The organism is Psychrobium sp. 1_MG-2023 (assembly GCF_030689115.1).
GTDB lineage: Bacteria > Pseudomonadota > Gammaproteobacteria > Enterobacterales > Psychrobiaceae > Psychrobium.
Genome location: NZ_JAUYVJ010000032.1, coordinates 1 through 23030, shown reverse-complemented (window position 1 = coordinate 23030; position 23030 = coordinate 1). Strand labels below are relative to the sequence as shown.

General features: G+C 40.0%; 24 protein-coding genes. 12 read left to right on the top strand and 12 right to left on the bottom strand.

Annotated features, from left to right (window positions below; translation table 11 throughout):
• Nucleotides 1-74 precede the first annotated feature (74 nt).
• On the bottom strand, nt 75-1166 hold the full coding sequence (pspF, locus tag Q8W26_RS14865) for a phage shock protein operon transcriptional activator (RefSeq protein WP_101214683.1): 1092 nt from the start codon (nt 1164-1166) through the stop codon (nt 75-77).
• A gap of 183 nt (nt 1167-1349) precedes the next feature.
• On the opposite strand from pspF, the gene pspA reads away from it, so the two are divergent.
• Genes pspA through pspC form a run of 3 tightly spaced genes read left to right on the top strand, consistent with a single transcriptional unit; the run spans nt 1350 to nt 2667 of the window.
• Nucleotides 1350-2012: a phage shock protein PspA gene (gene pspA / locus Q8W26_RS14860; protein WP_101214682.1), complete on the top strand. Its 663-nt coding sequence runs from the start codon at nt 1350-1352 to the stop codon at nt 2010-2012.
• Nucleotides 2013-2026: 14 nt separating this feature from the next.
• The gene (pspB, locus tag Q8W26_RS14855) at nt 2027-2266 is read left to right on the top strand and encodes an envelope stress response membrane protein PspB (RefSeq protein ID WP_305473719.1); all 240 of its coding nucleotides are present in this window, start codon (nt 2027-2029) and stop codon (nt 2264-2266) included.
• Nucleotides 2263-2667 carry an envelope stress response membrane protein PspC gene (gene pspC / locus Q8W26_RS14850; RefSeq protein ID WP_305473706.1) on the top strand — a complete coding sequence of 135 codons (405 nt, stop codon included), beginning with the start codon at nt 2263-2265 and terminating at the stop codon, nt 2665-2667. The genes pspB and pspC overlap by 4 nt, the downstream gene beginning before the upstream one ends.
• A 67-nt stretch (nt 2668-2734) precedes the next feature.
• Here the strand turns inward: pspC and bcp are convergent, their stop codons facing one another.
• Nucleotides 2735-3202 carry a thioredoxin-dependent thiol peroxidase gene (gene bcp, locus Q8W26_RS14845; RefSeq protein ID WP_305473705.1) on the bottom strand — a complete coding sequence of 156 codons (468 nt, stop codon included), beginning with the start codon at nt 3200-3202 and terminating at the stop codon, nt 2735-2737.
• 81 nt (nt 3203-3283) lie between these two features.
• Nucleotides 3284-3799 carry a glycine cleavage system protein R gene (locus tag Q8W26_RS14840; protein ID WP_101214678.1) on the bottom strand — a complete coding sequence of 172 codons (516 nt, stop codon included), beginning with the start codon at nt 3797-3799 and terminating at the stop codon, nt 3284-3286.
• A gap of 164 nt (nt 3800-3963) precedes the next feature.
• On the opposite strand from Q8W26_RS14840, the gene dapA reads away from it, so the two are divergent.
• The 3 genes from dapA to Q8W26_RS14825 all read left to right on the top strand — a co-directional run bounded on the left by dapA (nt 3964) and on the right by Q8W26_RS14825 (nt 6559).
• Complete coding sequence (dapA, locus tag Q8W26_RS14835; RefSeq protein ID WP_101214677.1) at nt 3964-4842, top strand: 4-hydroxy-tetrahydrodipicolinate synthase; 879 nt, start codon at nt 3964-3966, stop codon at nt 4840-4842.
• Between the two features lie 13 nt (nt 4843-4855).
• Nucleotides 4856-5938: an outer membrane protein assembly factor BamC gene (bamC, locus tag Q8W26_RS14830; RefSeq protein ID WP_305473704.1), complete on the top strand. Its 1083-nt coding sequence runs from the start codon at nt 4856-4858 to the stop codon at nt 5936-5938.
• 153 nt (nt 5939-6091) lie between these two features.
• On the top strand, nt 6092-6559 hold the full coding sequence (locus Q8W26_RS14825; RefSeq protein ID WP_101214675.1) for a GNAT family N-acetyltransferase: 468 nt from the start codon (nt 6092-6094) through the stop codon (nt 6557-6559).
• Nucleotides 6560-6620: 61 nt separating this feature from the next.
• Here the strand turns inward: Q8W26_RS14825 and Q8W26_RS14820 are convergent, their stop codons facing one another.
• Both Q8W26_RS14820 and Q8W26_RS14815 read right to left on the bottom strand, forming a co-directional pair.
• Nucleotides 6621-7376 carry a class I SAM-dependent methyltransferase gene (locus Q8W26_RS14820; protein WP_101214674.1) on the bottom strand — a complete coding sequence of 252 codons (756 nt, stop codon included), beginning with the start codon at nt 7374-7376 and terminating at the stop codon, nt 6621-6623.
• 103 nt (nt 7377-7479) lie between these two features.
• Nucleotides 7480-9150, bottom strand: a complete 1671-nt coding sequence (locus Q8W26_RS14815; RefSeq protein WP_101214673.1) for a bifunctional UDP-sugar hydrolase/5'-nucleotidase — start codon at nt 9148-9150, stop codon at nt 7480-7482.
• A gap of 267 nt (nt 9151-9417) precedes the next feature.
• Here Q8W26_RS14815 and Q8W26_RS14810 point away from each other — a divergent pair, with 267 nt between their 5' ends.
• Nucleotides 9418-9624: a DUF3545 family protein gene (locus Q8W26_RS14810; RefSeq protein WP_305473703.1), complete on the top strand. Its 207-nt coding sequence runs from the start codon at nt 9418-9420 to the stop codon at nt 9622-9624.
• A gap of 92 nt (nt 9625-9716) precedes the next feature.
• Here the strand turns inward: Q8W26_RS14810 and arsJ are convergent, their stop codons facing one another.
• The 3 genes from arsJ to Q8W26_RS14795 are packed head-to-tail and all read right to left on the bottom strand — an operon-like array spanning nt 9717 to nt 12320.
• The gene (gene arsJ / locus Q8W26_RS14805) at nt 9717-10925 is read right to left on the bottom strand and encodes an organoarsenical effux MFS transporter ArsJ (RefSeq protein WP_153071505.1); all 1209 of its coding nucleotides are present in this window, start codon (nt 10923-10925) and stop codon (nt 9717-9719) included.
• A 6-nt stretch (nt 10926-10931) separates the two neighbouring features.
• Nucleotides 10932-11936, bottom strand: coding sequence for an ArsJ-associated glyceraldehyde-3-phosphate dehydrogenase (locus Q8W26_RS14800; protein WP_305473702.1), 1005 nt, complete (start codon nt 11934-11936; stop codon nt 10932-10934).
• A gap of 36 nt (nt 11937-11972) precedes the next feature.
• Entirely contained in the window at nt 11973-12320 is a 348-nt protein-coding gene (locus Q8W26_RS14795; protein ID WP_101214670.1) for a metalloregulator ArsR/SmtB family transcription factor, read from the bottom strand.
• Nucleotides 12321-12489: 169 nt separating this feature from the next.
• Here Q8W26_RS14795 and Q8W26_RS14790 point away from each other — a divergent pair, with 169 nt between their 5' ends.
• The gene (locus Q8W26_RS14790) at nt 12490-13812 is read left to right on the top strand and encodes a methyl-accepting chemotaxis protein (protein WP_101214669.1); all 1323 of its coding nucleotides are present in this window, start codon (nt 12490-12492) and stop codon (nt 13810-13812) included.
• 54 nt (nt 13813-13866) lie between these two features.
• On the opposite strand, the gene Q8W26_RS14785 is transcribed toward Q8W26_RS14790, so the two are convergent.
• Together Q8W26_RS14785 and Q8W26_RS14780 are read right to left on the bottom strand one after the other, a co-directional pair.
• Nucleotides 13867-14790 (bottom strand): ion channel, encoded by a 924-nt coding sequence (locus Q8W26_RS14785; RefSeq protein WP_101214668.1) that lies wholly within the window; start codon nt 14788-14790, stop codon nt 13867-13869.
• A gap of 64 nt (nt 14791-14854) precedes the next feature.
• Entirely contained in the window at nt 14855-16807 is a 1953-nt protein-coding gene (locus Q8W26_RS14780; protein WP_101214667.1) for an exoribonuclease II, read from the bottom strand.
• Between the two features lie 182 nt (nt 16808-16989).
• Here Q8W26_RS14780 and Q8W26_RS14775 point away from each other — a divergent pair, with 182 nt between their 5' ends.
• Complete coding sequence (locus Q8W26_RS14775; RefSeq protein ID WP_305473698.1) at nt 16990-19464, top strand: hypothetical protein; 2475 nt, start codon at nt 16990-16992, stop codon at nt 19462-19464.
• A 77-nt stretch (nt 19465-19541) separates the two neighbouring features.
• On the opposite strand, the gene Q8W26_RS14770 is transcribed toward Q8W26_RS14775, so the two are convergent.
• The gene (locus Q8W26_RS14770) at nt 19542-20483 is read right to left on the bottom strand and encodes a chemotaxis protein CheV (protein ID WP_101214665.1); all 942 of its coding nucleotides are present in this window, start codon (nt 20481-20483) and stop codon (nt 19542-19544) included.
• A gap of 273 nt (nt 20484-20756) precedes the next feature.
• Here Q8W26_RS14770 and Q8W26_RS14765 point away from each other — a divergent pair, with 273 nt between their 5' ends.
• Nucleotides 20757-21179, top strand: coding sequence for a DUF3010 family protein (locus tag Q8W26_RS14765; protein WP_101214664.1), 423 nt, complete (start codon nt 20757-20759; stop codon nt 21177-21179).
• A gap of 40 nt (nt 21180-21219) precedes the next feature.
• On the opposite strand, the gene Q8W26_RS14760 is transcribed toward Q8W26_RS14765, so the two are convergent.
• On the bottom strand, nt 21220-21498 hold the full coding sequence (locus Q8W26_RS14760) for a hypothetical protein (RefSeq protein ID WP_101214663.1): 279 nt from the start codon (nt 21496-21498) through the stop codon (nt 21220-21222).
• 93 nt (nt 21499-21591) lie between these two features.
• Between Q8W26_RS14760 and Q8W26_RS14755 the strand changes: the two genes are divergently transcribed.
• A complete protein-coding gene (locus Q8W26_RS14755; protein ID WP_101214662.1) occupies nt 21592-22098 on the top strand; it encodes a M48 family metallopeptidase in 507 nt (168 codons plus the stop codon).
• Nucleotides 22099-22225: 127 nt separating this feature from the next.
• A complete protein-coding gene (locus tag Q8W26_RS14750) occupies nt 22226-22894 on the top strand; it encodes a deoxynucleoside kinase (RefSeq protein ID WP_101214661.1) in 669 nt (222 codons plus the stop codon).
• Nucleotides 22895-23030: the final 136 nt, after the last annotated feature.

Here is a 23030-nt window from a genome sequence, read left to right as displayed (position 1 = left end):
TATGGGTTTCTACTAATACAGATAATGTAACGCCATGACCGTTTAACATCAATAAAATAATGAGTTTTGGCGGATTAAATGTTGCTTGAATCAAGTAAATTATACTTTTTTAGCAATCCACGTAATTGATGGTAGGTTACACCCAATTGCTCTGCTGCTTTTTTCTGGCTAAATTGTGCACTAGTGAGGGCTTGTTTGATCATTTCAATCTCATAACTTTCTGAGGTTTGCTTAAAATCAAGTGGAAAGCTGTGTTTAACTGGTGACTCTGCATTAGTCGCGGTTGATTGAGTTTGTGATGCTACATTCTCTGTTGATAAAGGTACCTGTGCTGATGCTGGTGGCTGCGCTCGCACGCTTGACGCAATTGACTGAGTTGGACGGTAAGGTGACTCGAAAGGGTCTAAGAGAATCTTTTGTAGGGGTAGGGCTGCGTTATCGTGACGATACAGAGAGCGTTCTACTACATTTTTTAATTCTCGAACATTACCTGGCCAATCATAGCTGGTTAAAATCTGCTTGGCCTTTGAACCAAAACCGCCAAAATATTCTAGCTCTAACTGTCGGGCCATATTGATAGCGAAGCTCTCTGCTAACACTAGGATATCTTCTTGACGGTGGCGCAGTGGCGGTAGGGTAATAACGTCAAACGCTAGACGGTCGAGTAAATCAGCACGAAACGTTCCTTGCTCGACAAGAGTTGGTAAGTCTTCATTGGTTGCACAAATAAGGCGAACATCTGTTTTTACGGGTCTTGAGCCACCGACACGTTCAAATTGCCCATATTCAATGACATTGAGCAGCTTCTCTTGGACTTGTAATGATGTGTTCGCTAGCTCATCAAGAAATAGTGTGCCGCCATTTGCACGTTCAAAACGACCTTCATGGCGTTTGCTTGCCCCTGTGAATGAGCCTGACTCATGACCGAATAATTCACTTTCTAAGACGCTTTCTGCAAGAGTTGCACAGTTTAGTTTTAGATAAGATTGTTCCCAACGCTTTGATAAGAAGTGGATGCGTTCTGCAATTAACTCTTTACCTGTGCCGCGTTCACCAATGATTAAGACGGGCTTTTCAATGGGGGCGGCTAATGAAACATGGTCTAATACTTCGAGAAAGCTGGACGCTTGGCCAATCAAATTATCTTTTTTGGTAAATCTACTCATCTTTATACTTTATATTGGTGTATTTAACTAAAATTTAGTCTAACAAATAATTGGAAATAAAAACAAGAGCAAACAAGGTTTATATTTTATTTATTTTTATCAATGGCTTACTGTTTTTGTTCAATGTTGGCACTGTTCGTGAATGTATGAGTGCAGTTAGTTAAATTATAGAGGTTACAAACTATGGGAATTTTTAGTCGTTTTGCAGATATTGTAAATTCAAATATTACGTCATTATTAGATAAAGCGGAAGATCCAAAAAAGATGGTTCGCTTAATCATCCAAGAAATGGAAGACACCTTAGTCGAAGTACGCTCAAATTCAGCTAGCCTAATCGCGCAAAAGAAAGAGCTGCAACGTCGTATTACTCGTGCCATGAATCAGGAAACTGAGTGGCAAAGTAAGGCTGAGTTAGCTTTAAGTAAAGAGCGTGAAGATTTAGCGCGTGGGGCGTTAATTGAAAAGCAGAAAAGTGCTGAGCTGGTTAAAACACTGAGTGATGATATGGTGTTAATTGAAGAGCAACTAGCACTATTGAAAAATGAAGTTGAACAGCTTCAATCAAAACTTGATGAAGCAAGAGCACGCCAAAAAGCGATGGTGATGCGCACTGAAACCGCTTCTTCACGTTTACAAGTGAAAAAGCAGTTAGATACTAGTCGAATTCAAGATTCAATGGATAAATTTGACCAATATGAGCGTCGTGTTGAAGATCTTGAGTCTCAGGTTGAAGCGCAGGACTTAGGTGCACGTTCATTAAATGATGAGTTTGCTGAACTTGAAGCGCAAGATGCAATCAGTGATGAGCTTGAAGCATTAAAGAAAAAGATGAGTAAATCTAAATAATTAAGGAGCTGATGATGGACCATGGAGTAGTAGCTGTATTTATCGTGCCAATCGCGCTGTTTTTAATTTTTGTGGCACCGATTTGGTTGTTTTTACATTACCGTAGTCGCCGTCAGGTAAGCCAAGGCTTATCGGATGAGGAATATCAAGAACTAACGGATTTAGGCCAGCAAGCAGAAGCGATGGCAATGCGTATCTCTACCTTAGAGTCTATATTAGATGCTGAGGCACCTGAGTGGAGAAATAAACAATGAGCAAAATAGAACGTTCCAATGAGTTATATCGAATTTCTGAACAAGCTAAAATTGGCGGCGTCTGTGCTGGTTTAGCAGAACGCTTTGGTGTAGAAACTTGGTTAGTCCGTGTTGGTGTGGCTTCGGCGTTCTTTTTAGGTGGCTCTGGCTTTATCTTCTTGATGTATATTGCCGCATGGTTCATGTTAGATGATAAACCAGCCGAAGGCGTTGATGAACATGGTGGTTTAGATCACAAAGTCTCTATCAAGTCTAAGGTATGGCAACCGGGACAACCGCCGAAAGAGGCGTTTCGTGATGTGAAGACTCAATTTAGGCAATTAGAGTTACGCCTGAGAAATGTTGAGCGTTACGTGACTTCTTCTGAATTTCACTTGTCACAAGAAATTGATAAGCTTTAACGGTAGTTTACTACAAACAAAAATGCCGCGTCACATTGATGACGCGGCATTTTTTATTGGTTTCTGATTAAGCTTGTTGAAGGTAATTTAATACCACTTCATGGTGATCTTTAGTTTTAAATTTATTAAAGATATGCTCAAGGTTACCTTGCTCATCGACTAAGAATGAAGTTCTTACAACACCCATGTTCTCACGGCCCATAAACTTCTTTAATTGCCAAACGCCATAGGCTTCACAAACACCGTGGTCCTCATCGGCTAATAAGGTGAAGTTAAGCTCTTGTTTATTAGTGAAGTTAGTCAGCTTCTTAGGTGTGTCAGGGCTTAAGCCTAAAACAACCACATTTAACTTTTCTAATTCGGCTTTGGAGTCTCTTAATGCACAAGCTTGTACAGTGCAGCCTGGAGTTGAGGCGCGAGGGTAAAAATAAACTAAGACTTTTTTTCCGCTAAAATCGCTTAGCGAGACACTGTTACTGTTTTGGTCTAATAACGTAAATTGTGGTGCCGGTGCACCGATTTCTAATGTGCTCATGGTGAGGCCTTTTATCAGTCATCCTAAGCTAAGTATTTAGCTCAGTGTTTTAATATACGAGTTTTAAAAATCGCTCTAAATTTAGTGCTGCTCTAAGTGTTCAAATCGAATAGAAAGCTTTAACTGTTCAGCTAATTGTTCAAAGTGTTCTTGTAAGTCAGCATAATCAGCTTCATCGGTGATATTAATTAACATTTCAATTTGCTGATAGCCACTCTTTGCTTTAGTGCGAAAACTTGATAGGTCAATACTGCGAGAAGCGAGGTATTCAGTGAATTGCCCAATACACCCAGGGGCATCTTCACCATCAAGTTTAACAGAGACTTGCCCTGAATAATTGATGAGCTTGTGCTCACTAGTACGCTTCATTAATGTAACCAATTCAAGTTGTGCACTACGGACAGAAAGGTCGGCTTCAAAGCGAGTGATAGCATTCCATTCACCGCTAAGGAGTAGGATTAAAGTAAACTCATTCCCAAAGACAGCTAAACGACTGTCTACAATATTACAATTAGTCTGAGTAACTATCTTGGTGAGTTCGTTGACAATACCTGGGCGATCAGTGCCCATGGCGGTAACAACTAAGAAATTCGCCATGCTTTTCCTTCTATCCGATGAGTAAGTGACGACTTATTAGGAAGTGTAGTCACAAAAAATTGCTGGGATTTTAGCATATATTAGGCATAAGGCGATTAAATCCTTGAGTTTATTACCTACGGTACGTACCATAGCTCACCAGTATTTTTGAAGGAATTTGAGTGATGTTTTCAGGCAGTATTGTTGCATTAGTAACACCCTTAAAAGGGAACGGCGAAATTGACTATCAAAACTTAGAACAGTTAGTCGATTTTCATATTGAACAAGGGACCGATGGTATAGTCGCTGTCGGTACAACTGGTGAGTCAACGACGTTATCAATGGCTGAGCATACTGATGTGGTCAAGCATATTGTCTCTTTTGTTGCGGGCCGTGTACCCGTGATAGGCGGTAATGGCTCAAATTCAACCGCCGAAGCTATTGAGTTAACCCACTTACTTAACGGTACTGGTGTGTCAGGTATGCTAGGCGTTACACCGTATTATAATAAGCCACCTCAACAAGGTTTATATAAACACTATCAAGCTGTTGCTGCTGCGACTGATATCCCGCAAATTCTTTATAACGTTCCTGGGCGAACATGTTGTGACTTGTTACCTGAAACGGTTGCTGAATTAGCAAAAATAAAAAATATTGTTGGGATAAAGGAAGCCACGGGGAACTTATCCCGCTTAACTGAAATCAAAGCACTTTGTGATGATGACTTTTTACTGTTCAGTGGCGATGATGCCACCGGTATGGAGTTCATGTTACAAGGAGGGAACGGGGTTATTTCTGTGACAAATAATATTGCACCTAAGCTGATGAGTGACATGTGTCGTTACGCGCTTGCGGGCCAACGTGAACAAGCGAGTGCAATTAATGCTCAGTTACAACCTTTACATGATAATTTATTTGTTGAAGCAAACCCTATTCCTGTTAAATGGTGTTTAGCGCAAATGAAGTTAATTAATGATGGTCAGTTACGCTTGCCTTTAGTTGAACTCGCACCGCAATACCATGCGCAGTTATTAACAGCTTTAAAGCAAGCCGATGTATTATAAAAACGGAGAACAAATGAGAAAGCTTTGTATTGCCTTATGTGGCGGTATCGCATTAAGTGGTTGTAGTAGTTTTTCAGAGCGCCATCAAGCGAGTGGTAATTTTGAATTTCTTAACGAAAAGCAACAACAAGCTATTACGGTTCCTGAAAACTTAACACCTCTAAAAGTGACAGATAAGTTTACAATCCCTAGATTAGGTGAGAGTGCAGGTCAGTTAATGGGCCCTGAACTCGATATTCGTGCACCAGCATTAATTATGCCCGTTGCACCGAATTCATTAGTGAGTGACAACAATAAACAGGTTGAAGTTTATTTTGAGTCTTTCATGGCGGCTGATAAGTTTCGAAACGATTTATGGCAAAAGCTGAATTTGTTTATTGATGATTTAGGTTATGGTGTTGGCATCGAACTTGAGGGACAAAGCCTGACAACACGTTTAATCGATTCAGACCCATTTTTTAAAGCAATTTTCGGTCTTGATGATGATCATAGTTTAGCTCAGCAGTACCAATTTTCAATTGCTGTTGAAGAACAAGGCCATAAAGCTGTCGTTAAAGTTGCCTTGGTTGAACATCAAGAGTTGGGGCTAGCAAAAGAACTCACCGACTTTGCTAAACGTCGTTATGAAGCACGTATGCTAAATCAGTTTTTATCACACGTGGCAAGCGAGCATAATAAACAAGCAATAGCTAACCGCATTAAGGCCAAAGATGGTATTAAAATTAAGTTAGCAATCGACTCTGAGCAACACACGGTTTATGAACTACATGCTGAGTTTGAGCAAGCATGGGAGAAGTTAGCAACTGTGTTACCTAAGCTTGGGTTTGAAGTTGAAGATCGTGACAAAACGTTAAATGCTTACTTCACTACTTTTGATGAAATGGATGTTGGTTTCTGGACTGGGTTATTCTCAAGTGATGATGTCTTAGTACCAATTGAGCTTGAGAAAGGCAGTAAATATCAAGTTCGTCTAAGTAAGCAAGGTGATGTTAGCCTATTGAGTATTCTTGATGCTAAAGGTAATAATCTGCCAGCGGAGAAAATGACAGAAATGTTTAATACTTTTAATAAAGTGATGGCATCGCGTCAGCTCTAGTGTAGTTACAATGTTGGTTTAGGTTATAAGGGCTTTGTTAGTAAAACTAACAAGGCCCTTTTTTGTCATACTTTAGTTTAATAAAGTATTGGTATTTCTGTGCATTGGGTATTAGTATGGATAATACTTGAACAAATTTGAAAGGAGACAGTTGTGCAGCCACTAGTGATTAGACAAGCGCAAAGAGCTGATTGTGCCGAGATAAGCTATCTCATTACGCGTAATGCAAAGCTGTTATTAAATGAGGATTTTGATGGTGACGGGCTAAATTTCTTTCTTAATACCGTTACTGAACGTGCGATTCGTGAGTACATGGATCAAGGCTTTAATTATCTTGTGGCGCAGGCTAATAATGAAATTATTGGTGTGATCGCGATTAAAGATAACAGTCACATGTTTCATTTATTTGTTGATAAAAATTATCATAAAAAGGGTATTGCCAAACAGCTATGGGAAAGTATTTACACACAAAGTGTTGAGTCGGGTAACAATGGAACCTTCACGTTAAATTCTACGTCTTATGCACTACCGGTATATCAACGTTGGGGCTTTACTTGTACTGATGAGCTACAAATTCGCCATGGTATCCGCTACACCCCGATGTCGTTAACGGTTGATTAATCATTAGACGTATACAATAAAAAAAGGTGCTTTAAAGCACCTTTTTTGTTTGTAGAGAGTTTTATTTACTAGGTTTTTTAAACAGTAATGTAAAACGGTCCGTATTTCCTGTAACGGTTTTACGGCCAACTTCATAGCGCAGTTCATCGTCAGCGCGGTAATGCAGCGTTGAGTAATCTACTAATTCAAAACCTGCCTGCTGGATCTCTTTTATCGCTAGTACAGGGTCAAAACGACGGCCATTTTCGTCATTTTTCTTTTGCATATGGCGACGAGTATGATCGATTACACCGTATACACCACCTGGCTTGAGCGCCTTAAAGGCCGCTTGGTTCATTTTATGACGACCTTCTTCTCCAAAGTTATGGTAGTTACGGAACGTTAAAACAGCATCAAGGTTCTTCAAATCAAAATTGATTTTCCCTATTTCATAGCCGCCAATATCACGGTTGTATTTCATTGATGTGTCTTTACTAACGACTTTGGCTTTATCAAAATCGCCTTTGCCTAGTAAGTTTTTCTCAATTCTCGATGTACCTAGCGCAGCATAATATTGGCCTTTATCACGCAGTGCAGGTGCTAATAATTTAGTGTACCAACCACCACCTGGGATTAACTCAAGTACGCGCATGTCTTCTTTGATACCAAAAAACTCTAATGTCTGAACTGGTTTGCGGTTTCTATCGCGATTTACTTCTTTTTCAGTTCGAAGTTCAGATTTCATTGCTTGTTTAACTTTATCGCTAAAGTCATCAGCGTGTACTTGGCCTGAGACGACTGAAGCTGTTAAAGCGAGCGGGAGTAATAGTTTAAACATACTTAATTCCTTGGCTAAAAAATAGTTATTGTATAATCAGAATTAAAATAGCATAAATCGATGAGAGGTAACGCTTTTTCATACAATTAAATGTAAGAAATTTTTAAAAGGCTTGGGCGAATTCGACAAAGGAGCTGCTCATTGTTTGAGGGTGCTCGAAATGATCCCAACTATTGAGTAAGTTATCATAACCTTCCTTGCCTGCGATTGTATAAGCTGATGAGATACCACGATACGTTGCATCTGCTACAACAGCGAGCCACTTGCCATTCTTTTTAATTTCTAGACGGGTGATACGGTGACCTTCGGATTGTTCGGCATCATATTCAAATCGCAAGTGATAACAATATGGGTAGCTACCATCACCAGTCCCTGTAACACCGTTATTTGTCGCATTATTTATTGCACCTTCAAGCGCTAAACGTAAATCATGACCTTTAATCACGTAACTGATGATTTGGATTTCAAAAGGCAATAACCGGCCGCATATTTCAGCTTGGGTTAGTGGGCCACTTTTAAGAGATACTCGAACACCACCGGCATTATGAAGAGCAAAGTCTATTTCACGGTCTTTTTGTCCGGCCAAGTAAAACCCTTGGCTGACTAGTGGAGCTATTTCGCTACCAAGAGGATAATCTTCGGTTGGCAAGCGGGTATGATGAAGAGGCGCGTCGAGGTGGGTAATGATACGGTGACGCATCGCATCAATAGCAGGTCGGTACTGTTGGTTAATAAGTGTTTTTATCTTTTTACAGGGAGCAACGACCGTAAAAAGAGCGCTATTATCGATAAACTGCTGTATGTAGCGTTTCGCTTGTTGTGGTGCTGGTTCGTCATGTTTGTCATAGGCCTGCCAGTGTTTGTCGATAAGAAGTGAAATACCTCCTTCCTGTTTTTCTACGCGGCCACGAGCGTTAAAAGTGAGCTTGGATAAGCCCATACTTTCAGCATGTTTACCAGCTTGTAAAATAAGGCAATTATTTACAAACTGTTGCTTTATGCCTGTTGACTCAATGTCAATGGCACTGAAATCTCCAGTGAGGGTATGTGAGTGCCCGCCAACAATGACACTTATATCTGACACCGCTTCAGCGAGTTGTAAGTCACCTTGATAGCCGAGGTGACTTAACACGATGATGTGATTTATCCCTTGCCTTTTAATGTGCTCAACGGTAGCTCTACACGTTTCGATAGCGTTAAGAAAGAGGCAATCATGATCAGGGCAGCCTATTTTGGCCATTTGATCTAATGTGATACCAAAAATAGCCAACTGCTTATCAAAGAGTGGCTTGGTGATGTATTGAGCTATTTTTCGCTGATTATCATAATGGTACAAATTTTTATGAGGAGATAATGGGTGTGGTTTACTTTGGCTCTCCTGCGCTAGATCCATGTTGCCGGCTAAGATAGGAAATTCTACTTCACCGATAAATTGGGATATAGGACTGTTACCCAGATCGAATTCATGATTACCGATGGTCATTGCATCCGGTGCCAGTAAATTCAGTAACACCGAGTTGGCTTTTCCTTTGTATTGACTAAAGTAAAGGCTGCCTTGAAAGCTGTCTCCCGCATGAAGGAATAATGACGGAATGTTTTGTTGTTGTGCTTGTTCGCGTTGTAGGTTCAGTGCATTAGCCACTTTAGCATAGCCACCACAATGCGCATCTATGCGATAGCAAATACCCTTATAGTTGAGTTTGAAATGCACTAATGAGGGCTCAAAGTGTGAATGAGTGTCGTTGACATGTGCTAAGTATAAAGAGTAACTCATTACACCTCCTGTTAAGGCTAACGGTTTTATCACTTAAAAAGATCATAACATGCTAATGGTTAATTGATATGGTTTTTGTGTTACAGATAATTTCTTTGTTATTGATTCAATGTGTATTTATTAATGTGTTTGTCACTAGCTTGTCATTTCATTGTCATCTAACTCGCTTAATTTGTTGCGTGTTCATTTATTGCGCTGACATGTAGTTAACTATAAGCCAATAACTAGACTACTGAGATAAATCTGTTGACTAAGAAAAGGAAAGTAATGATGAAAGCACTAGATTTTTATGATAATTATCAACATCAAATGGAATTAGAAGAGCAGCCACAACGAGTTAAACGCAAAGCGAAACAGTCTAAACGTAAATGGCGCGAAATCGAGATGGTAAAAGAGAAGCAACGATTGCGCCGTGAATTTGTTGATTACAATGAATATACGGTTGAAAATGATTTAGCTAGTATTTTTCTATGAGTGGTCGACGGTTCGTATTAATAAGTCCAATGACTCACTTAGTTTATTACCCTAATGATTAAGTGAGCCATTGAACTTTTTATGCCGCTGTACTATTGCGTTTGTTTTGATATCGCTACCCGCGGTAATTGCGTTGCGGTGACTGCAGCCAGAGCCAACATCGTCCCCGAAGCTATTAAGCAGATCATTAAGCCAAATTGAGTATATAAGTATCCTGACAAAATTGTGCCGAGCAGACGGCCGCTTGCATTGGCCATATAATAGAAGCCAACATCTAATGACACGCTATCGCTATCTGCAAAGTGAATGATTAAGAAACTATGAAGCGAAGAATTTATCGCAAATAACACGCCAAATATAAATAAGCCGCAAGTGATAATTATCGCAGGCGATAAAGCCGTTTGAAACGCGCCATAGATTAGAAATGGCGTTGTGGTTAAACAAAAGCCCCAGAAACTAACATTTTGAAATTTGCTAAGCTGTGGTCGCTTTAATAAGCTCGGTGTTGTGGATTGTACAAAGCCATACGCGATTATCCACAGTGCCATAAAACTGCCAATTTGATAATGATCCCATTGTAGTTCCACGCTTAAATAAACAGGAAGGGCAACGACAAACCAAACGTCTCTAGCAGCAAATAAAAATAAGCGAGCAAAGGCGAGTTTGTTTATCGAGCTACTGCTTGAAAATAGGCGAGTGAACTTAACCTTAGCCTTACTTTTCCCCAAATCTTTCGCTAAAAAGTTAATACTTACTAACCAAGTAATAACCAGTGCAATTAACATGATTAGAATAGCGGTTTGAAAAGAGCTTACCGAGAGTAAGAAAGCACCAATGAAAAAGCCGGCCCCTTTAAGCGCATTCTTAGAGCCAGTGAGAATAGCAACCCACTTAAACAGTTGGCTATCTTGTCCTTGATTAACCAACATTTTAATTGAGCTCTTTGCACTCATCTTATTAAGGTCTTTAGCGATACCGCTTAGTGCCTGTGCTGTCATTACCCAAACAACGCTGAGATAGTGTTCGGGAACAAGTAACGCGCCCAGCGCAATGATTTGCAATAACAAGCCAGTGTTCATTATGTTATTTAAACCAAGCTTTGCACCGAGATAGCCAGCCACTAAATTGGTAACCACTCCGAAAAACTCGTAGAAAATAAAGAGCATCGCGACTTCAAGTGCGCTATAGCCGAGCTGAGAAAAATAGAGAACCACCAACATCCGCAGTGCACCATCGGTGACTGTAAAGGTCCAGTAATTGGCGGTAATTAATCGGTATTGTTGTAATAGGTTAGTAGCCACTTGCTATTATTCCTGCGTTGCAACCATTAGCGCTAGCTCAGCTAAGCGGTTGGCATAGCCCCACTCATTGTCATACCACAAATACAGTTTTACTTGGCTATTACAGGTAACCACTGTTGATAAGGCATCAACTACAGTTGAGTGTGAATTAGTACGATAGTCTATTGAAACTAAAGGTTTCTTTTCAAAGCCCAAAACACCTTTTAGCTCGCTGTTTGCTGCGTTTTCAAGTAAATCATTGACCTCTTGAGCTGTAGTGTCTCTACTCATTTCAAAAACACAGTCTGTGATAGACGCGTTGGTTAGTGGCACGCGTATCGCGTGACCGTTTAGTTTACCTTGCAGCTCTGGAAAGATATGGCCAATGGCTGTTGCAGACCCCGTTGTTGTCGGAATTAAGCTCATACCGCACGCTCGAGCTCTACGAAGGTCTTTGTGTGGTGCATCGATGATCGTTTGTGTATTGGTAATATCGTGGACTGTCGTAAATGAACCGTGCTTAATACCAATATGTTGCTGTAGCACTTTTATAACAGGGGCGATGCAGTTAGTGGTACATGATGCTGCACTGACTATTTGATGCTTTGTGGGATCATAGAGCTGGTGATTAACCCCCATTACAATATCTAAACAACCATCAGCTTTGACTGGTGCACTGACAACCACACGTTTCACACCTTGCGTTAGGTAAGGTTTCAGCGACTCAGGTGTTTTGAATTTACCTGAGGCTTCAATAACCACGTCACATTGAGACCAGTCAGTCTCATTAACTTCTCTGTTCTGGCTAACGTTGACCAATTTGTTATCTATCTGAAACCCTGTTGCGCAATCATTCGCTTCATGTTGCCACTGACTATGCACAGAATCGTAGTTGAGTAAATGAGCCAGTGTTGCTGCGTCGCCTGCTGGGTCGTTTACATGAATAATGTTTATATTGGGTTGTTGCCATAAAACACGAAAAGCTAATCTTCCCATTCGGCCAAAGCCATTAATACCGATATTAATTTTCATTTTATTTCTCTGAATTGTCAGTTAATTCAATTGGTGTTATACACAGCAAGTGGTGATTCGTTCTGGACGATCGCCCATCGCGTTGAGTGTCATTAAATTGTCATTGATAACTGCTAGGTTGTGGTCTAATTTTGATGATAGGAGTTGTTGCTGCCAAGGCTCTAATGAAGCGCTTAGCGAGTAAAAGACCCATGTCCCTTGACGACGACTATGAACAAGGTTAGCTTCTTTTAATAATGCAAGGTGTCGTGATATTTTAGGTTGGGAGAGGTTAAGAGCAACCATCAGTTCACAAACACACAGTTCTTGTTCGGCGCTTAATAACAGCAGTGTTTTAAGGCGTGTGTCATCAGCTAAGGCTTTATAAAAAGAGAGTAGGGTCATATCATTGCATATATGTTTTTTCGTATATATATAATGATATCCTTTGGTCTTGAATAATTCTAATGAAATTTTTATTACAATGGCTGAGTTTAGCTATAAATGATTTATATCATTGTTAAAAAATGAAAAAAACGTATGATTCTAGTTTTAGTTTAAGGAAATATTGTTTATGGACAATTCGATTAGGCACTTAGGCGACTCAAATGGCTCTTTTTCTAAGCCATTGGTTTTTATTCTTGCCATTCCTATATTGATTCAAGTTGTTGGCTTGGCTTTAATGGCTTACTTCTTTGATATTTCGATAAGTAAATTTACTGCCATAGTCTGTTTGTTATTATTATCTAATGCGATTATCTGTGTTCAAGCATGGCGATTGTTGTATCGTGGCATGAGCAACTTAATGAGCCATACTGAAAAAATTTCTCAACATGAAAAAATCGATGTCACAACCTCTATTGATGTTAAAGATGCTGGAGTTTTTGAGATGGTTTTTCAAGTCCTAAACCATAAAACCAAGCAGATGAATAATTTACTTAAAGGGCTATATGCCTCTTCTGCACGCTTGCACCCGATGTCTGAAGAGTTAAGTAATTCATATAATACAATGATGCAACGAGCGACAATGCAAGAAATGATGGGCCAAAACATCCATCAAGCATTAACTCAAGTCCAAGGCGCATCCGATGATTTATTTAGTGATTTAGAGTCGCTAATGAGTGAGGCTGAAGTGTCAGGTCAATCGGCGAGCATCGCTGATGAAACGTCGGTTAAAACTAAGCAAAGTGTAGAGCTGTTACGCGAACAGTTAATTCAAGCGGCTGAACAGATAGACGTACTGAAAAAAGATAGTGAAGAGATTAACTCGATTATCAACGTGATTAATTCTATCGCTGAACAAACAAACTTATTAGCGTTAAACGCTGCAATTGAAGCTGCGCGTGCTGGTGAACAGGGGCGAGGTTTTGCTGTGGTAGCTGATGAAGTTCGCACTCTGGCTGAACGAACCGCCTCTTCAACTAAAGAAGTACGAGACATTGTCACTCGTATCTCACAAAGTACAGATAATGCGTATAATTCAATGCAAACAGGGCTAAATTCATCGCAAGAGTCGTTGGAGCTTTCCACTGAGTCATCAAATCAGATTGAAACTATTTCAAACTCAATTCGTTCGATAAATGCGTTGTCAGACCGCATTAAAAGCTCGTCTCAAGTGCAACAACAAGTCTCTATGCAAGCACAACAAGAAATCGATAGTATGGTTATCTTGAACAGTGAGGTATTAGAAAGCTCTAAAGAGCAGGAGCTGTCTTCCAATGATCTAGTGGCATTGTCGCAGTCACTGAGAAGTATTTTAGATCAGTTCAATATCAGCGATGCTCATTGGGATGACGGACATAGACCTAAACGTAAACAGCGTATCGATAAAAAAACATCATCGACTTCTTCCACCAGTGAACTGGTTGAAGAGGATGACGGTATAGAGTTGTTTTAAATAACACACGTTTAACAGACTCAATATTAAACAACTAATGACTCGCTAAACTAATTAGCGGGTCATTTTTTTTACGAACACCACTACAAAGAGGGCGAGGGTAAAGCTACCAAATAATGCTTCTATGGCTGCGAGAATTCGAGAAAATCCTGTCGGGGCAATATCTCCATAACCTAAGGTGGTAAAGGTCACAATGCTAAAGTAACCGCAACTAATGAAGTCATTGACGTTTTGGCGCAAGGAGGCATTAGGATCGAAGACAATTTTTTGTTGGTCGTAATCAAGCCCAGTGAAAAAGAAGAGAATCGAGAAAATAATAATAACGGCCCAAGTGAAACTAACAACGCGGATCGGCTGCTCACCATAACCACAAAACAAATCGACTATCTTTGAGATAAAGCGTTGTAATGATAGACGAGGTAATTGCTTGCGCCGCATTACCATTTCGCGTTGGAAAAAAGATCCTGCCACTTCGAACAGACCCTGCTTTTCTGACACTAAACGTAAGTTTCTATAGATCTCTTCTGCTTGTTGATAATAATCGAGTTGTTCAGCTAAGTCTTTACTTTGAGCTGCTTGTTGTTCTTGGATGACCTTGTCACCCCAAATGACATGCTCAAGCTTTGCACCCTGAAAATTAGTGCCTAAAAGGTTACAGTTGGTGAGATTTGCACAGTGGAGATTAGCTCTGCGAAAGTTCGCTTTCATCAGCGAACTCCCTGAAAAGTCGAGTTTAAAGCAATGTGAGTAGCTGAAATCAGCATGATAGCAGTCAGCGTTTGTCAGTTCATACCCTGTTTTTGATGCCCGATTAACTAAATTAATATGAGAAAAATCTCCTTCACTCAACGAAAAGCCCTGCATTGGTTGGTGCGTGGCTGCTCTTTCAGTCAACAGGTGTTTAGCGTTAGGCTGCTGTGCAAGATGACCACTTTGCCACTCTTGGTCATCAACAAGGTCATTAATATGATCGTGCATAACTTAATCCGTTGCGATTCATCATATAAGCTTGGTTGACTGAATCGCATCGATCAAGTTTATTTTAAGTAATTTTACCCGTTAGGCTAAGTTTGTCTTTATTTCCGTTGGTAATCACAATTGTCACTTTATCAGTAATTCGATTGATGATTTGATCATTCACACTGATAGTGCCAAGTTCTGTATCGATTTTGATTGATTTGCGATCTTTAGCAAAGGTTGTGCTTGGAATAAAGATAACAGCACCATTCTCATCAAGCTTAACCATGCAACCACCGCGATTGACGTTAAATATTTCACCTTTAAATACGGTTTCATCACTTACAGCATGTGCTAGGTATTCGATATAAAGCCAATTATTTATGTCACGTTCAACAACGCGTTGATTATCACGTTGCTGTTTTAACAATTCAGCTTGTGCGGCTTTAATCGTAACCTGGTCAGGTTGCCCAGCAATGATTGCTTTTAATAGGCGGTGATTAAGTAAATCGCCATACTTCCTGATCGGTGAAGTCCAAGTGGCATATTGTTCTACCCCTAAACCGTGGTGGGGCTCTGGCTGGTGTGAGATGTTGGCGTAATTTTGAAATTTACGTAACCTAGCTGCCAAGTAGTTATCATTTCTAGACGTCATTTCCCGCTGTAGTTGACAAAACCCTGCGGTTGTCAGCAAGTGCTGTGGGTGATAGGTGTAATCATGTTCAGCGAGTAGCTTGGTAAGTTTCACTACTTTTTCCGCCTCAAAGCCAGGGTGTGTATTAAAAATACCTTTATTGGCTTGTTGTTGTAACAATTGACCACCGCTGATATTAGCTAATAACATCGCTTCTTCAATCATGCTTTGTGCAATGCTTTGGTGTTGCACATCGACTGATTCAATCCGTAAGTCATCATTAAGCACTAAACGATAATCTGGGCGGCTGTCGAATAATTGTGTATTTTTAGCACGCCAACAATTGCGAGCGAACGCTAATTCGCTCAGTTGTGTGAGTGCTTTACCTAACTCGCTTGAAGGCTGCCAAGTTGATTGGTCATCAATGTATTCTGTTACTTGCTGATAATTTAGTTTTGCAGCTGAGGTAATGTAAGCAAGTGAGAAAGTCGGGTTTTCCAGTAACTTACCACGTGAGGTAATTTGCATTTTACAGACAACCGCAGGGCGCTTCTCTCCTTCAACGAGTGAGCACAAATCATAACTAAGAGACTCTGGCAGCATGCTAATAACACGCTTTGGTAAATAGTGTGTATAGCCACGTGCTGCCGCCTCTTGGTCCTCGCCGCTGCCAGGAGCAATATAGGCACTTGGATCTGCTACTGCGACCTGTAATTGCCAATGCCCATTCGCTAATTGGCAAATATTGATTGCATCATCCATGTCTTTGGTTGATGGGCCATCAATCGTGAAAAAAAGCTGTTCGGATAAATCATCACGCGCTATTGATTCATCAAACTGCCATTCGCCTGTATCTTCTGGTGATTGAGTGGGGAGTGTCTGCTCAGGGTTTAATAAATTGTATTTTGCTAAGCTGACTAACCACGGCGTGTCAATGGCATCTTCTTTTGCAATAACGTTGTCAATTTTTGCTAGGAATTTACCTGCAGGCTCTGTTTGTTTTAATGGGTGTTGTATGATGGTTGCTTGGACATAATCACCAGGTGTAACGTTAATGTTCGAGTCGGTTTGTGTTTCAATTGCTGGGCCTCGATAAGGAGCCGGCGGCATTAACATGATTTTATTTTTTTGTTTTGAAACCTGTGCAATAAAGTGCTTAACCGCTGGGCTGACCAAATTCAAAGGTTCTGCTTGTTCTTTGCCTTTATCTTCACGAAGATGAGCTTCAATAATGTCACCGTGCATGACTTTTTTCATCATTGGCGGAGCAATGAAGTAACTCTTTTTCTCTGTTTCTAGAAAGCCATAACTTTTATCTGTTGCTTTAACACGACCTTCAATCTTAGGCAGAGTTTGTTGAATATCTTGCTTGAGCTGAGCAAGAAGTGCGTTATCTTTAAACATGGTTGAGTCTCTAACTTTTTATGCGGTGACTATAGGTTAATTTGTAATGCAATTCTAGTGTCTTTAGGGAACTCGCACGAGACCGCTGCCAAAGCACACTAATAGAGTTACGTACTCGACTAGAGGAATGATATGTAATAGCTTATAATTTAAACATATTGAGTGATTCATTTAGGGATAGAATGAAAATTTTTCGAGTACTAACGATGCTATTGATTGGCTGTGGTATTGTGGCTGCCTTAACACTTTTCGGAATGAGGGAGTATCAAGTATCATTTTCAACATTCGTCAATAAAGTTGCACAACGATTGTCACTGATAAGTGATGATCAGGTGATTATTCACTACGATAAAAAATATCAAAAAACACCCATGCATCATGTGTCGAGTGGCGACTTTCCTCGGCTTTTTTTAAACCCTCTTCGTGGTTGGAATGGTTTAGAAAGTCCGTTATTTTACCAGCAGCGAGTAGACTTTTTGACTCAAGCTAACCTTGGTTTTAAACCAAATTGTCCAAATACAACCTTATCAACTGCTCTCCATTGTTACTTAATTAAACCCAACACAAAATCACAGATTGCCCTTGAAACCAGCTTGATCAACTTTAAGTTCTTAAAGCCCCAGCATAGCAACTTCTATGGTAATGCATGGATGTTTGCGCTGGGCGTCGATATCTCAATGGCATCGGGAAAAATACGCCATAAAACCAAACAAAAACTCCAATTTAGGTTAGAGTCAATGCTCTCTGAGTACTTAACGCTCTTAGACCAAGACTCTGCTGGTCTATGGCATGGGCGTACAAACCTCGGTGCGCAAGCCTTTCTACTAGCTACTGTCATGGATAAAACGACACAAAAGCAAATCAATTATTACCGCCGAGCGTTAGGCCACTTTGAGCAAGTCTATCAAGCTATTGAAGCAACGGAAGTATGGCCAGAGAGCTATAACTATTGGATTAACTCGCGGGGGCTTGAAGTGGTGTTAGCTCTTTCGGCTTACAAAAATGCACTCGTTGAACCTGTGGCCCAGCAAAAGGCGTTGGCGTTAATTAAGCGAATTGGCTTGTGGCACATCTATTTGACGCGCCCTGACTTTAAAATTGAAGGCTGGGGTGACGAAGGACCGCGAGTTGATCTTAAAGATGAAACTGCTCGTGTTATAGACTTGATAGCACAAGTGACAAAACAACCTGAGTTTTTTGAGTTTAGCCGAGTAATACGTCGCCATTACGCGCATGAGAGCTACTTTGTTGGCTATCGCTGGATGTTACCTTTACTCTATTCGGCACCAGAGCATCAAACTTCTAAGCAGCGTAGAAAAAAACAACCAATAAATACTACTTCGGAGCGCCTTAGCCCGATGAAACCCTTGTTAGCCCCTGTGGAACTTTTTGGTCGGGGGTTTGTTAACCAACTAATTGTGCGCAGTGGATGGGCTGATAACGATACGTTTATTTCGTATCGAGCTGGTCATATATTTAGCCATCACCAGCATTATGACGCCGGGCACTTTACCTTGTTTAAAGGGGTACCGTTAATCGTTAATCATGCTAAATATAATGGGAATGTTCACTCACCTTACCGCTTTAATTATGCTATTCGTACCGTTGCTAAAAACACGTTGTTAATTCAGCAGCCTAATGAACGTACAGTTAATAATAAGCGTTATAGTGAAAACGTTGCTGATGGTGGTCAGCGTTTAGTGTTACCTTCTGGAAACGCTATTGAATCTTTTACCCAGTGGCAAGAAAATCTAAGCGATGGCCCCCATTATGGCGCAGCCACATTACTCGATTATCAATATGAAAAAGATAAGTTTACTGCAATAGGTTCGGATATTACGGCGGCATATAATAGTACTAGATTTAGCGCTTTCGGTAACAAAGCAAAGGTCAAAAAAGTTACACGCGAACTTGTCTATCTTGATGAGCATGATTTGTTGTTAATGCACGATAAAATATTAACGACAGAGCCCGAGTATAAAACGAAGTGGCTGAGTCACTTCGTTAATAAACCCAGCAGTTCGTCACCATATAATGTGGTTCAAGGAACGGATGAGGATGGAATTTTAACGACACTATCTAGGCAATTTATTGTCGACAATCAGGGGAGCCGCTTAACACTGGATGTGTTAGTTCCCTCTAATACGCACGCTCATTTAATTGGCGGAAAAACGTTTCAACATTACGTTGAAACTGATGGAAATGATACTGAGCTTAATGGGCAGCTGATAGAACAGGATTTCGACGATAAACCTTGGTTCGATACCGGTCAGTGGCGACTTGAATTGTCGCCCCTAAATCAGACTGGTAAGACTCATTACCTCGTAGCTATGCAGCCGAGGATTCTTGCTAAGGAAAAGATTGCAGCGAAAGTAAATCCGATTCAATTTCATAACTTGAGCACTCGTCCATTAACTCATCAGCCACTCAATCAAGTGGGTAAAGTATTGTCGATGTGTATAGATGAAGTTGATGCGTTTAGTTTTGAACTTAGTCAAGAGGTGCAAACGTTGGTCATTTTTTCAGAGACAGCAAAACAATTGAGGTTAAGCCGTGGCCACAAAAAGAATAGTATGAGCATAGACGTTAAAAAGGGGATAACTGTCTTGACGAGACCTTTGGCTAGTAAAACGCCTTGGTATATCACTAAGGTATAGCTTTTAGCTGTGACGATAGTCATCAAACGAAGTAAGTAATGACTATCGACAAATAACTAGGTCTATTTTAACTAGGCCTATTTCATTGTTTCTCGTAAACGATCTTGAACAACCTCGACGAGTTTATCTGGTTGGAATTTAGAAATAAATTTATTACAACCAACTTTTTCGACCATCGCATCGTTAAAACTACCGCTAAGGGAGGTATTAAGTGCGATGTAGAGATCACTCATTCGCTCATCATTACGAATTTCATAAGTTAGCTTGTATCCATCCATCTCAGGCATTTCGGCATCGGTGATCATCATTAATAATTCATCAGTGATTTTCTTGCCTTCATCTGCCCATTGTTTTAATAAATTGAGTGCTTGTAAACCATCGGACGCTTCAATTATTTCAAGGCCAACCGTTGATAAGGTTTCTCTTACTAAATTTCGTGCTGTTGGTGAGTCATCTACAATTAAGATACGCTTACCATGAAAATGTTCTGCAATAGAGTGATCTAGAACGCCTTCTGAGATACTTGTATCGTAAGTAATTATTTCAGCGAGGACTTTTTCTACGTCAATAATTTCAACGATGTTATTAACTTTCCCTCGCTCTATTTGGGTAATGGCGGTTAAGTAATGGTGACGTCCCGCTGTCTTAGGAGGTGGTTGAATACTACCCCAGTTGGTATTGACGATTTGATCAATTTTACCCACTAAAAATGCTTGAATAGTACGATTATATTCAGTGATGATAAGGTTACAATCTTCATTAACTTCCATCGGTCGCATGCCAATGGCTTGTGGTAAATTGATAACAGGGATCGTGATACCACGCATGTTAACTACACCAATAACAGAAGGGTGGGAGCCTGGCATTGCAAATAGCTTTTGTAGGCTTACGACCTCTTGTACTTTAAATACATTAATCGCGAACGTTTGATAGGAACCTAAATTAAACAATAGCAATTCGAGGCGGTTTTCCCCGACAAGTTGCGTTCGTTGGTTAACACTATCTAAAACACTGCTCATGCTGAATCCTTGTCATTACTTCTAGGTAAGAGTATAGCTGATGTTATGCAACTTATCGTTCACACGATAAGCAAAGAATGACATCTTAGCGAAAAAGCATAAATAATTCTATTTTTTAGCGCTCTCGAGTGAGATTAATCAATTAAAATGTAAGGTTTTTCTATCCAAATCATTATTTTTTAACCAACTAGATCCCATTACTCGTCGATAGGTAGTGTGCCTGTGCCGTGAAACAGTTTATAATGCGCGGTAATTACGAATGAGGTGAATTTAATGAGAATTTGTGCCGTAGATTTAAAAGATAATCACGCCAATATATGCATCATGCAAAAAGACAATGATGTGTTTGATATTCCTGATTGTCGTCAACAACGTTTGACGGCTCAGAAAGTGAATGAAGTGGAAGACTTATTAGCGTTCCAGTTTGCGTTTAAAAAGCTAATGGAAGACTATCAAGTCGATCGCGTAATCATCGCTGAGCGTATCTCAAATGGTAAACATGCCGCAAAAATGTCGACGTTTAAGTTAGAGGCTGTTTTACAAGTGTGTGCTGAATTAACGGTTGAGTTAATTCCACAAACGGTAGAAAAGCAATGGTTAAAGCGCTGCGCACCACCGGTAGAGTTTAAATATACTGGTTTAAAACCTTTCCAAGAAAAAGCTTTCTTAACGGCTTACGCTTATTTAAGTCACTAGCTTTCGCTAAAGAAAAAAGTAAGAACAAGTTAACTTATTGTTAGCTTGTTCTTATACGCACCACTTTCATTATTTCAATTTCCATCCCTGCAATAGTTTCGTTTTCTGGGTAATAGGTTACATTAACCCGTTGGCCTTTGAGTGAACGATACAGCTTTTTACGTTTGTATTTAAATGACACGTCAATATCTGCAAGCATCAAGGTATTAATAACCCACTCACCTTGTTCTCGCTGTACATGGGAAACAACTTTAATGTCGGTTGAATGAGTGAGTTTAGGGTGGTTTTTTAATAATTTATCAACCGGTGTCTTAGCCATAGTTTGCTTTCTTTGTTTAGAAGTGTTGATGAGGGTAGGGTTATTGTAATGCGATGTCGCGGTAAAATAAATCACTTAAGAGAGTAGTAAGAAATGACGGGTGAATTAATCTATCTACAAGGTTATCCTGCACAAATTGTCGAAAAAACTCAGCAGTTAGTTAAACAAAATAAGCTCAAAGCGTATTTGCTATCGCGCTATCCAGAATGTCATGACATAACGAATGACAAAGCACTTTATGCATATGTACAGCAACTAAAAAACCAATATTTAAAGAAGTCTGCACCGATCAGCAAAGTTATCTTTGATGACAAAATCCATGCGATTAAGAATGCCCTCGGGACTCATTCCTATGTCAGTCGTATTCAAGGTAGTAAACTTAAGGCGAAGAACGAAATTCGTATTGCCCGAGTTTTTAAAAAAGCACCGCTGCCATTTCTATCGATGATTGTGGTTCATGAGTTAGCTCATGTGCGAGAGAAAGAACATAACAAGGCTTTCTATAAGTTGTGTCAGCACATGGAACCCGACTACTTCCAGCTTGAGCTTGATTTACGCCTTTATTTAACCCAGCTAGAGTTACAGGGAGCTATCTACTAACCTTTAGGTTTTGTATGCTTTTTGTTCGAACAATTATTTGACCTACAAACTATGAACCGCCTCACTTTTTCAATTATTGATTATGGTAACCTTATCGGCTCTTTTTCATTTATATTTGTAGGTTGTAATGTCTCAAATTCAGCAGTTCAATCTTATTGCCGTCGAAGGTAATATCGGGGTAGGTAAATCGACATTATTACCAAAATTGGTTAATGAATTAAATGCACATAGTAATCAGCCGTGGCAGTTAATCATTGAAGACGTTGATACCGACCATGAATTTCAACGCTTATTAAAAGCATTTACTGTAGACCCAACGAAACGTATTGAATTTCAGCGTTACATTACCAACAAGCGTGCTGAAATTTGTCAGAACTTAAGCCCTGATTATAACTATGTTATCGAGCGCTCATTGTTTTCTGATTTAGTTTTTTGTCAAGCTAACCTCGCTGAAGCGTGTCGCCCCGATGGCAAAGATTTAGATTACTATTATGATATTCAGGATAAATTAAACGATTACCCACAAGTAAGTGCTGTCATTTACTTAAAGTCTGATCCTGTTATTTCATATCAGCGTATGATTGAGCGAGCACGTGATGCTGAAGCAGGTACAAGCCAACAGTATTTACAGTTGATCTCTGATTGCCACGATACATTTTTACCGCATATTTGTCAGCGTTATAACACGCAATTGATTATTCAGGAGTGGACTGATTTTGGCTGCCATGAAATGCTAGCACGACGCATTTTAGTTGATGTCTGCCCAGAGTTAGCGCAAGTCGCAGAGTCTGCCTAATAAGTTATCAATACTAAAAAAGCCACTTCAAGTCTTCGGTCAATCCGGCGCGCTCTTATCCGGAATCTCAGTGTTGAAATACAAAGCGAGACCCTGAATAAAACCTTTCAGGGCGACGTTGTGTGGCAAACTCCAA

What these genes read in the sequence shown, in the direction of transcription:
- pspF (WP_101214683.1), bottom strand. Translation starts at nt 1,166, where the DNA reads ATGAGTAGATTTACCAAAAAAGATAATTTGATTGGCCAAGCGTCCAGC.
- pspA (WP_101214682.1), top strand. Translation starts at nt 1,350, where the DNA reads ATGGGAATTTTTAGTCGTTTTGCAGATATTGTAAATTCAAATATTACG.
- pspB (WP_305473719.1), top strand. Translation starts at nt 2,027, where the DNA reads ATGGACCATGGAGTAGTAGCTGTATTTATCGTGCCAATCGCGCTGTTT.
- pspC (WP_305473706.1), top strand. Translation starts at nt 2,263, where the DNA reads ATGAGCAAAATAGAACGTTCCAATGAGTTATATCGAATTTCTGAACAA.
- bcp (WP_305473705.1), bottom strand. Translation starts at nt 3,202, where the DNA reads ATGAGCACATTAGAAATCGGTGCACCGGCACCACAATTTACGTTATTA.
- Q8W26_RS14840 (WP_101214678.1), bottom strand. Translation starts at nt 3,799, where the DNA reads ATGGCGAATTTCTTAGTTGTTACCGCCATGGGCACTGATCGCCCAGGT.
- dapA (WP_101214677.1), top strand. Translation starts at nt 3,964, where the DNA reads ATGTTTTCAGGCAGTATTGTTGCATTAGTAACACCCTTAAAAGGGAAC.
- bamC (WP_305473704.1), top strand. Translation starts at nt 4,856, where the DNA reads ATGAGAAAGCTTTGTATTGCCTTATGTGGCGGTATCGCATTAAGTGGT.
- Q8W26_RS14820 (WP_101214674.1), bottom strand. Translation starts at nt 7,376, where the DNA reads ATGTTTAAACTATTACTCCCGCTCGCTTTAACAGCTTCAGTCGTCTCA.
- Q8W26_RS14815 (WP_101214673.1), bottom strand. Translation starts at nt 9,150, where the DNA reads ATGAGTTACTCTTTATACTTAGCACATGTCAACGACACTCATTCACAC.
- Q8W26_RS14810 (WP_305473703.1), top strand. Translation starts at nt 9,418, where the DNA reads ATGATGAAAGCACTAGATTTTTATGATAATTATCAACATCAAATGGAA.
- Q8W26_RS14800 (WP_305473702.1), bottom strand. Translation starts at nt 11,936, where the DNA reads ATGAAAATTAATATCGGTATTAATGGCTTTGGCCGAATGGGAAGATTA.
- Q8W26_RS14795 (WP_101214670.1), bottom strand. Translation starts at nt 12,320, where the DNA reads ATGACCCTACTCTCTTTTTATAAAGCCTTAGCTGATGACACACGCCTT.
- Q8W26_RS14790 (WP_101214669.1), top strand. Translation starts at nt 12,490, where the DNA reads ATGGACAATTCGATTAGGCACTTAGGCGACTCAAATGGCTCTTTTTCT.
- Q8W26_RS14785 (WP_101214668.1), bottom strand. Translation starts at nt 14,790, where the DNA reads ATGCACGATCATATTAATGACCTTGTTGATGACCAAGAGTGGCAAAGT.
- Q8W26_RS14780 (WP_101214667.1), bottom strand. Translation starts at nt 16,807, where the DNA reads ATGTTTAAAGATAACGCACTTCTTGCTCAGCTCAAGCAAGATATTCAA.
- Q8W26_RS14775 (WP_305473698.1), top strand. Translation starts at nt 16,990, where the DNA reads ATGAAAATTTTTCGAGTACTAACGATGCTATTGATTGGCTGTGGTATT.
- Q8W26_RS14770 (WP_101214665.1), bottom strand. Translation starts at nt 20,483, where the DNA reads ATGAGCAGTGTTTTAGATAGTGTTAACCAACGAACGCAACTTGTCGGG.
- Q8W26_RS14765 (WP_101214664.1), top strand. Translation starts at nt 20,757, where the DNA reads ATGAGAATTTGTGCCGTAGATTTAAAAGATAATCACGCCAATATATGC.
- Q8W26_RS14760 (WP_101214663.1), bottom strand. Translation starts at nt 21,498, where the DNA reads ATGGCTAAGACACCGGTTGATAAATTATTAAAAAACCACCCTAAACTC.
- Q8W26_RS14755 (WP_101214662.1), top strand. Translation starts at nt 21,592, where the DNA reads ATGACGGGTGAATTAATCTATCTACAAGGTTATCCTGCACAAATTGTC.
- Q8W26_RS14750 (WP_101214661.1), top strand. Translation starts at nt 22,226, where the DNA reads ATGTCTCAAATTCAGCAGTTCAATCTTATTGCCGTCGAAGGTAATATC.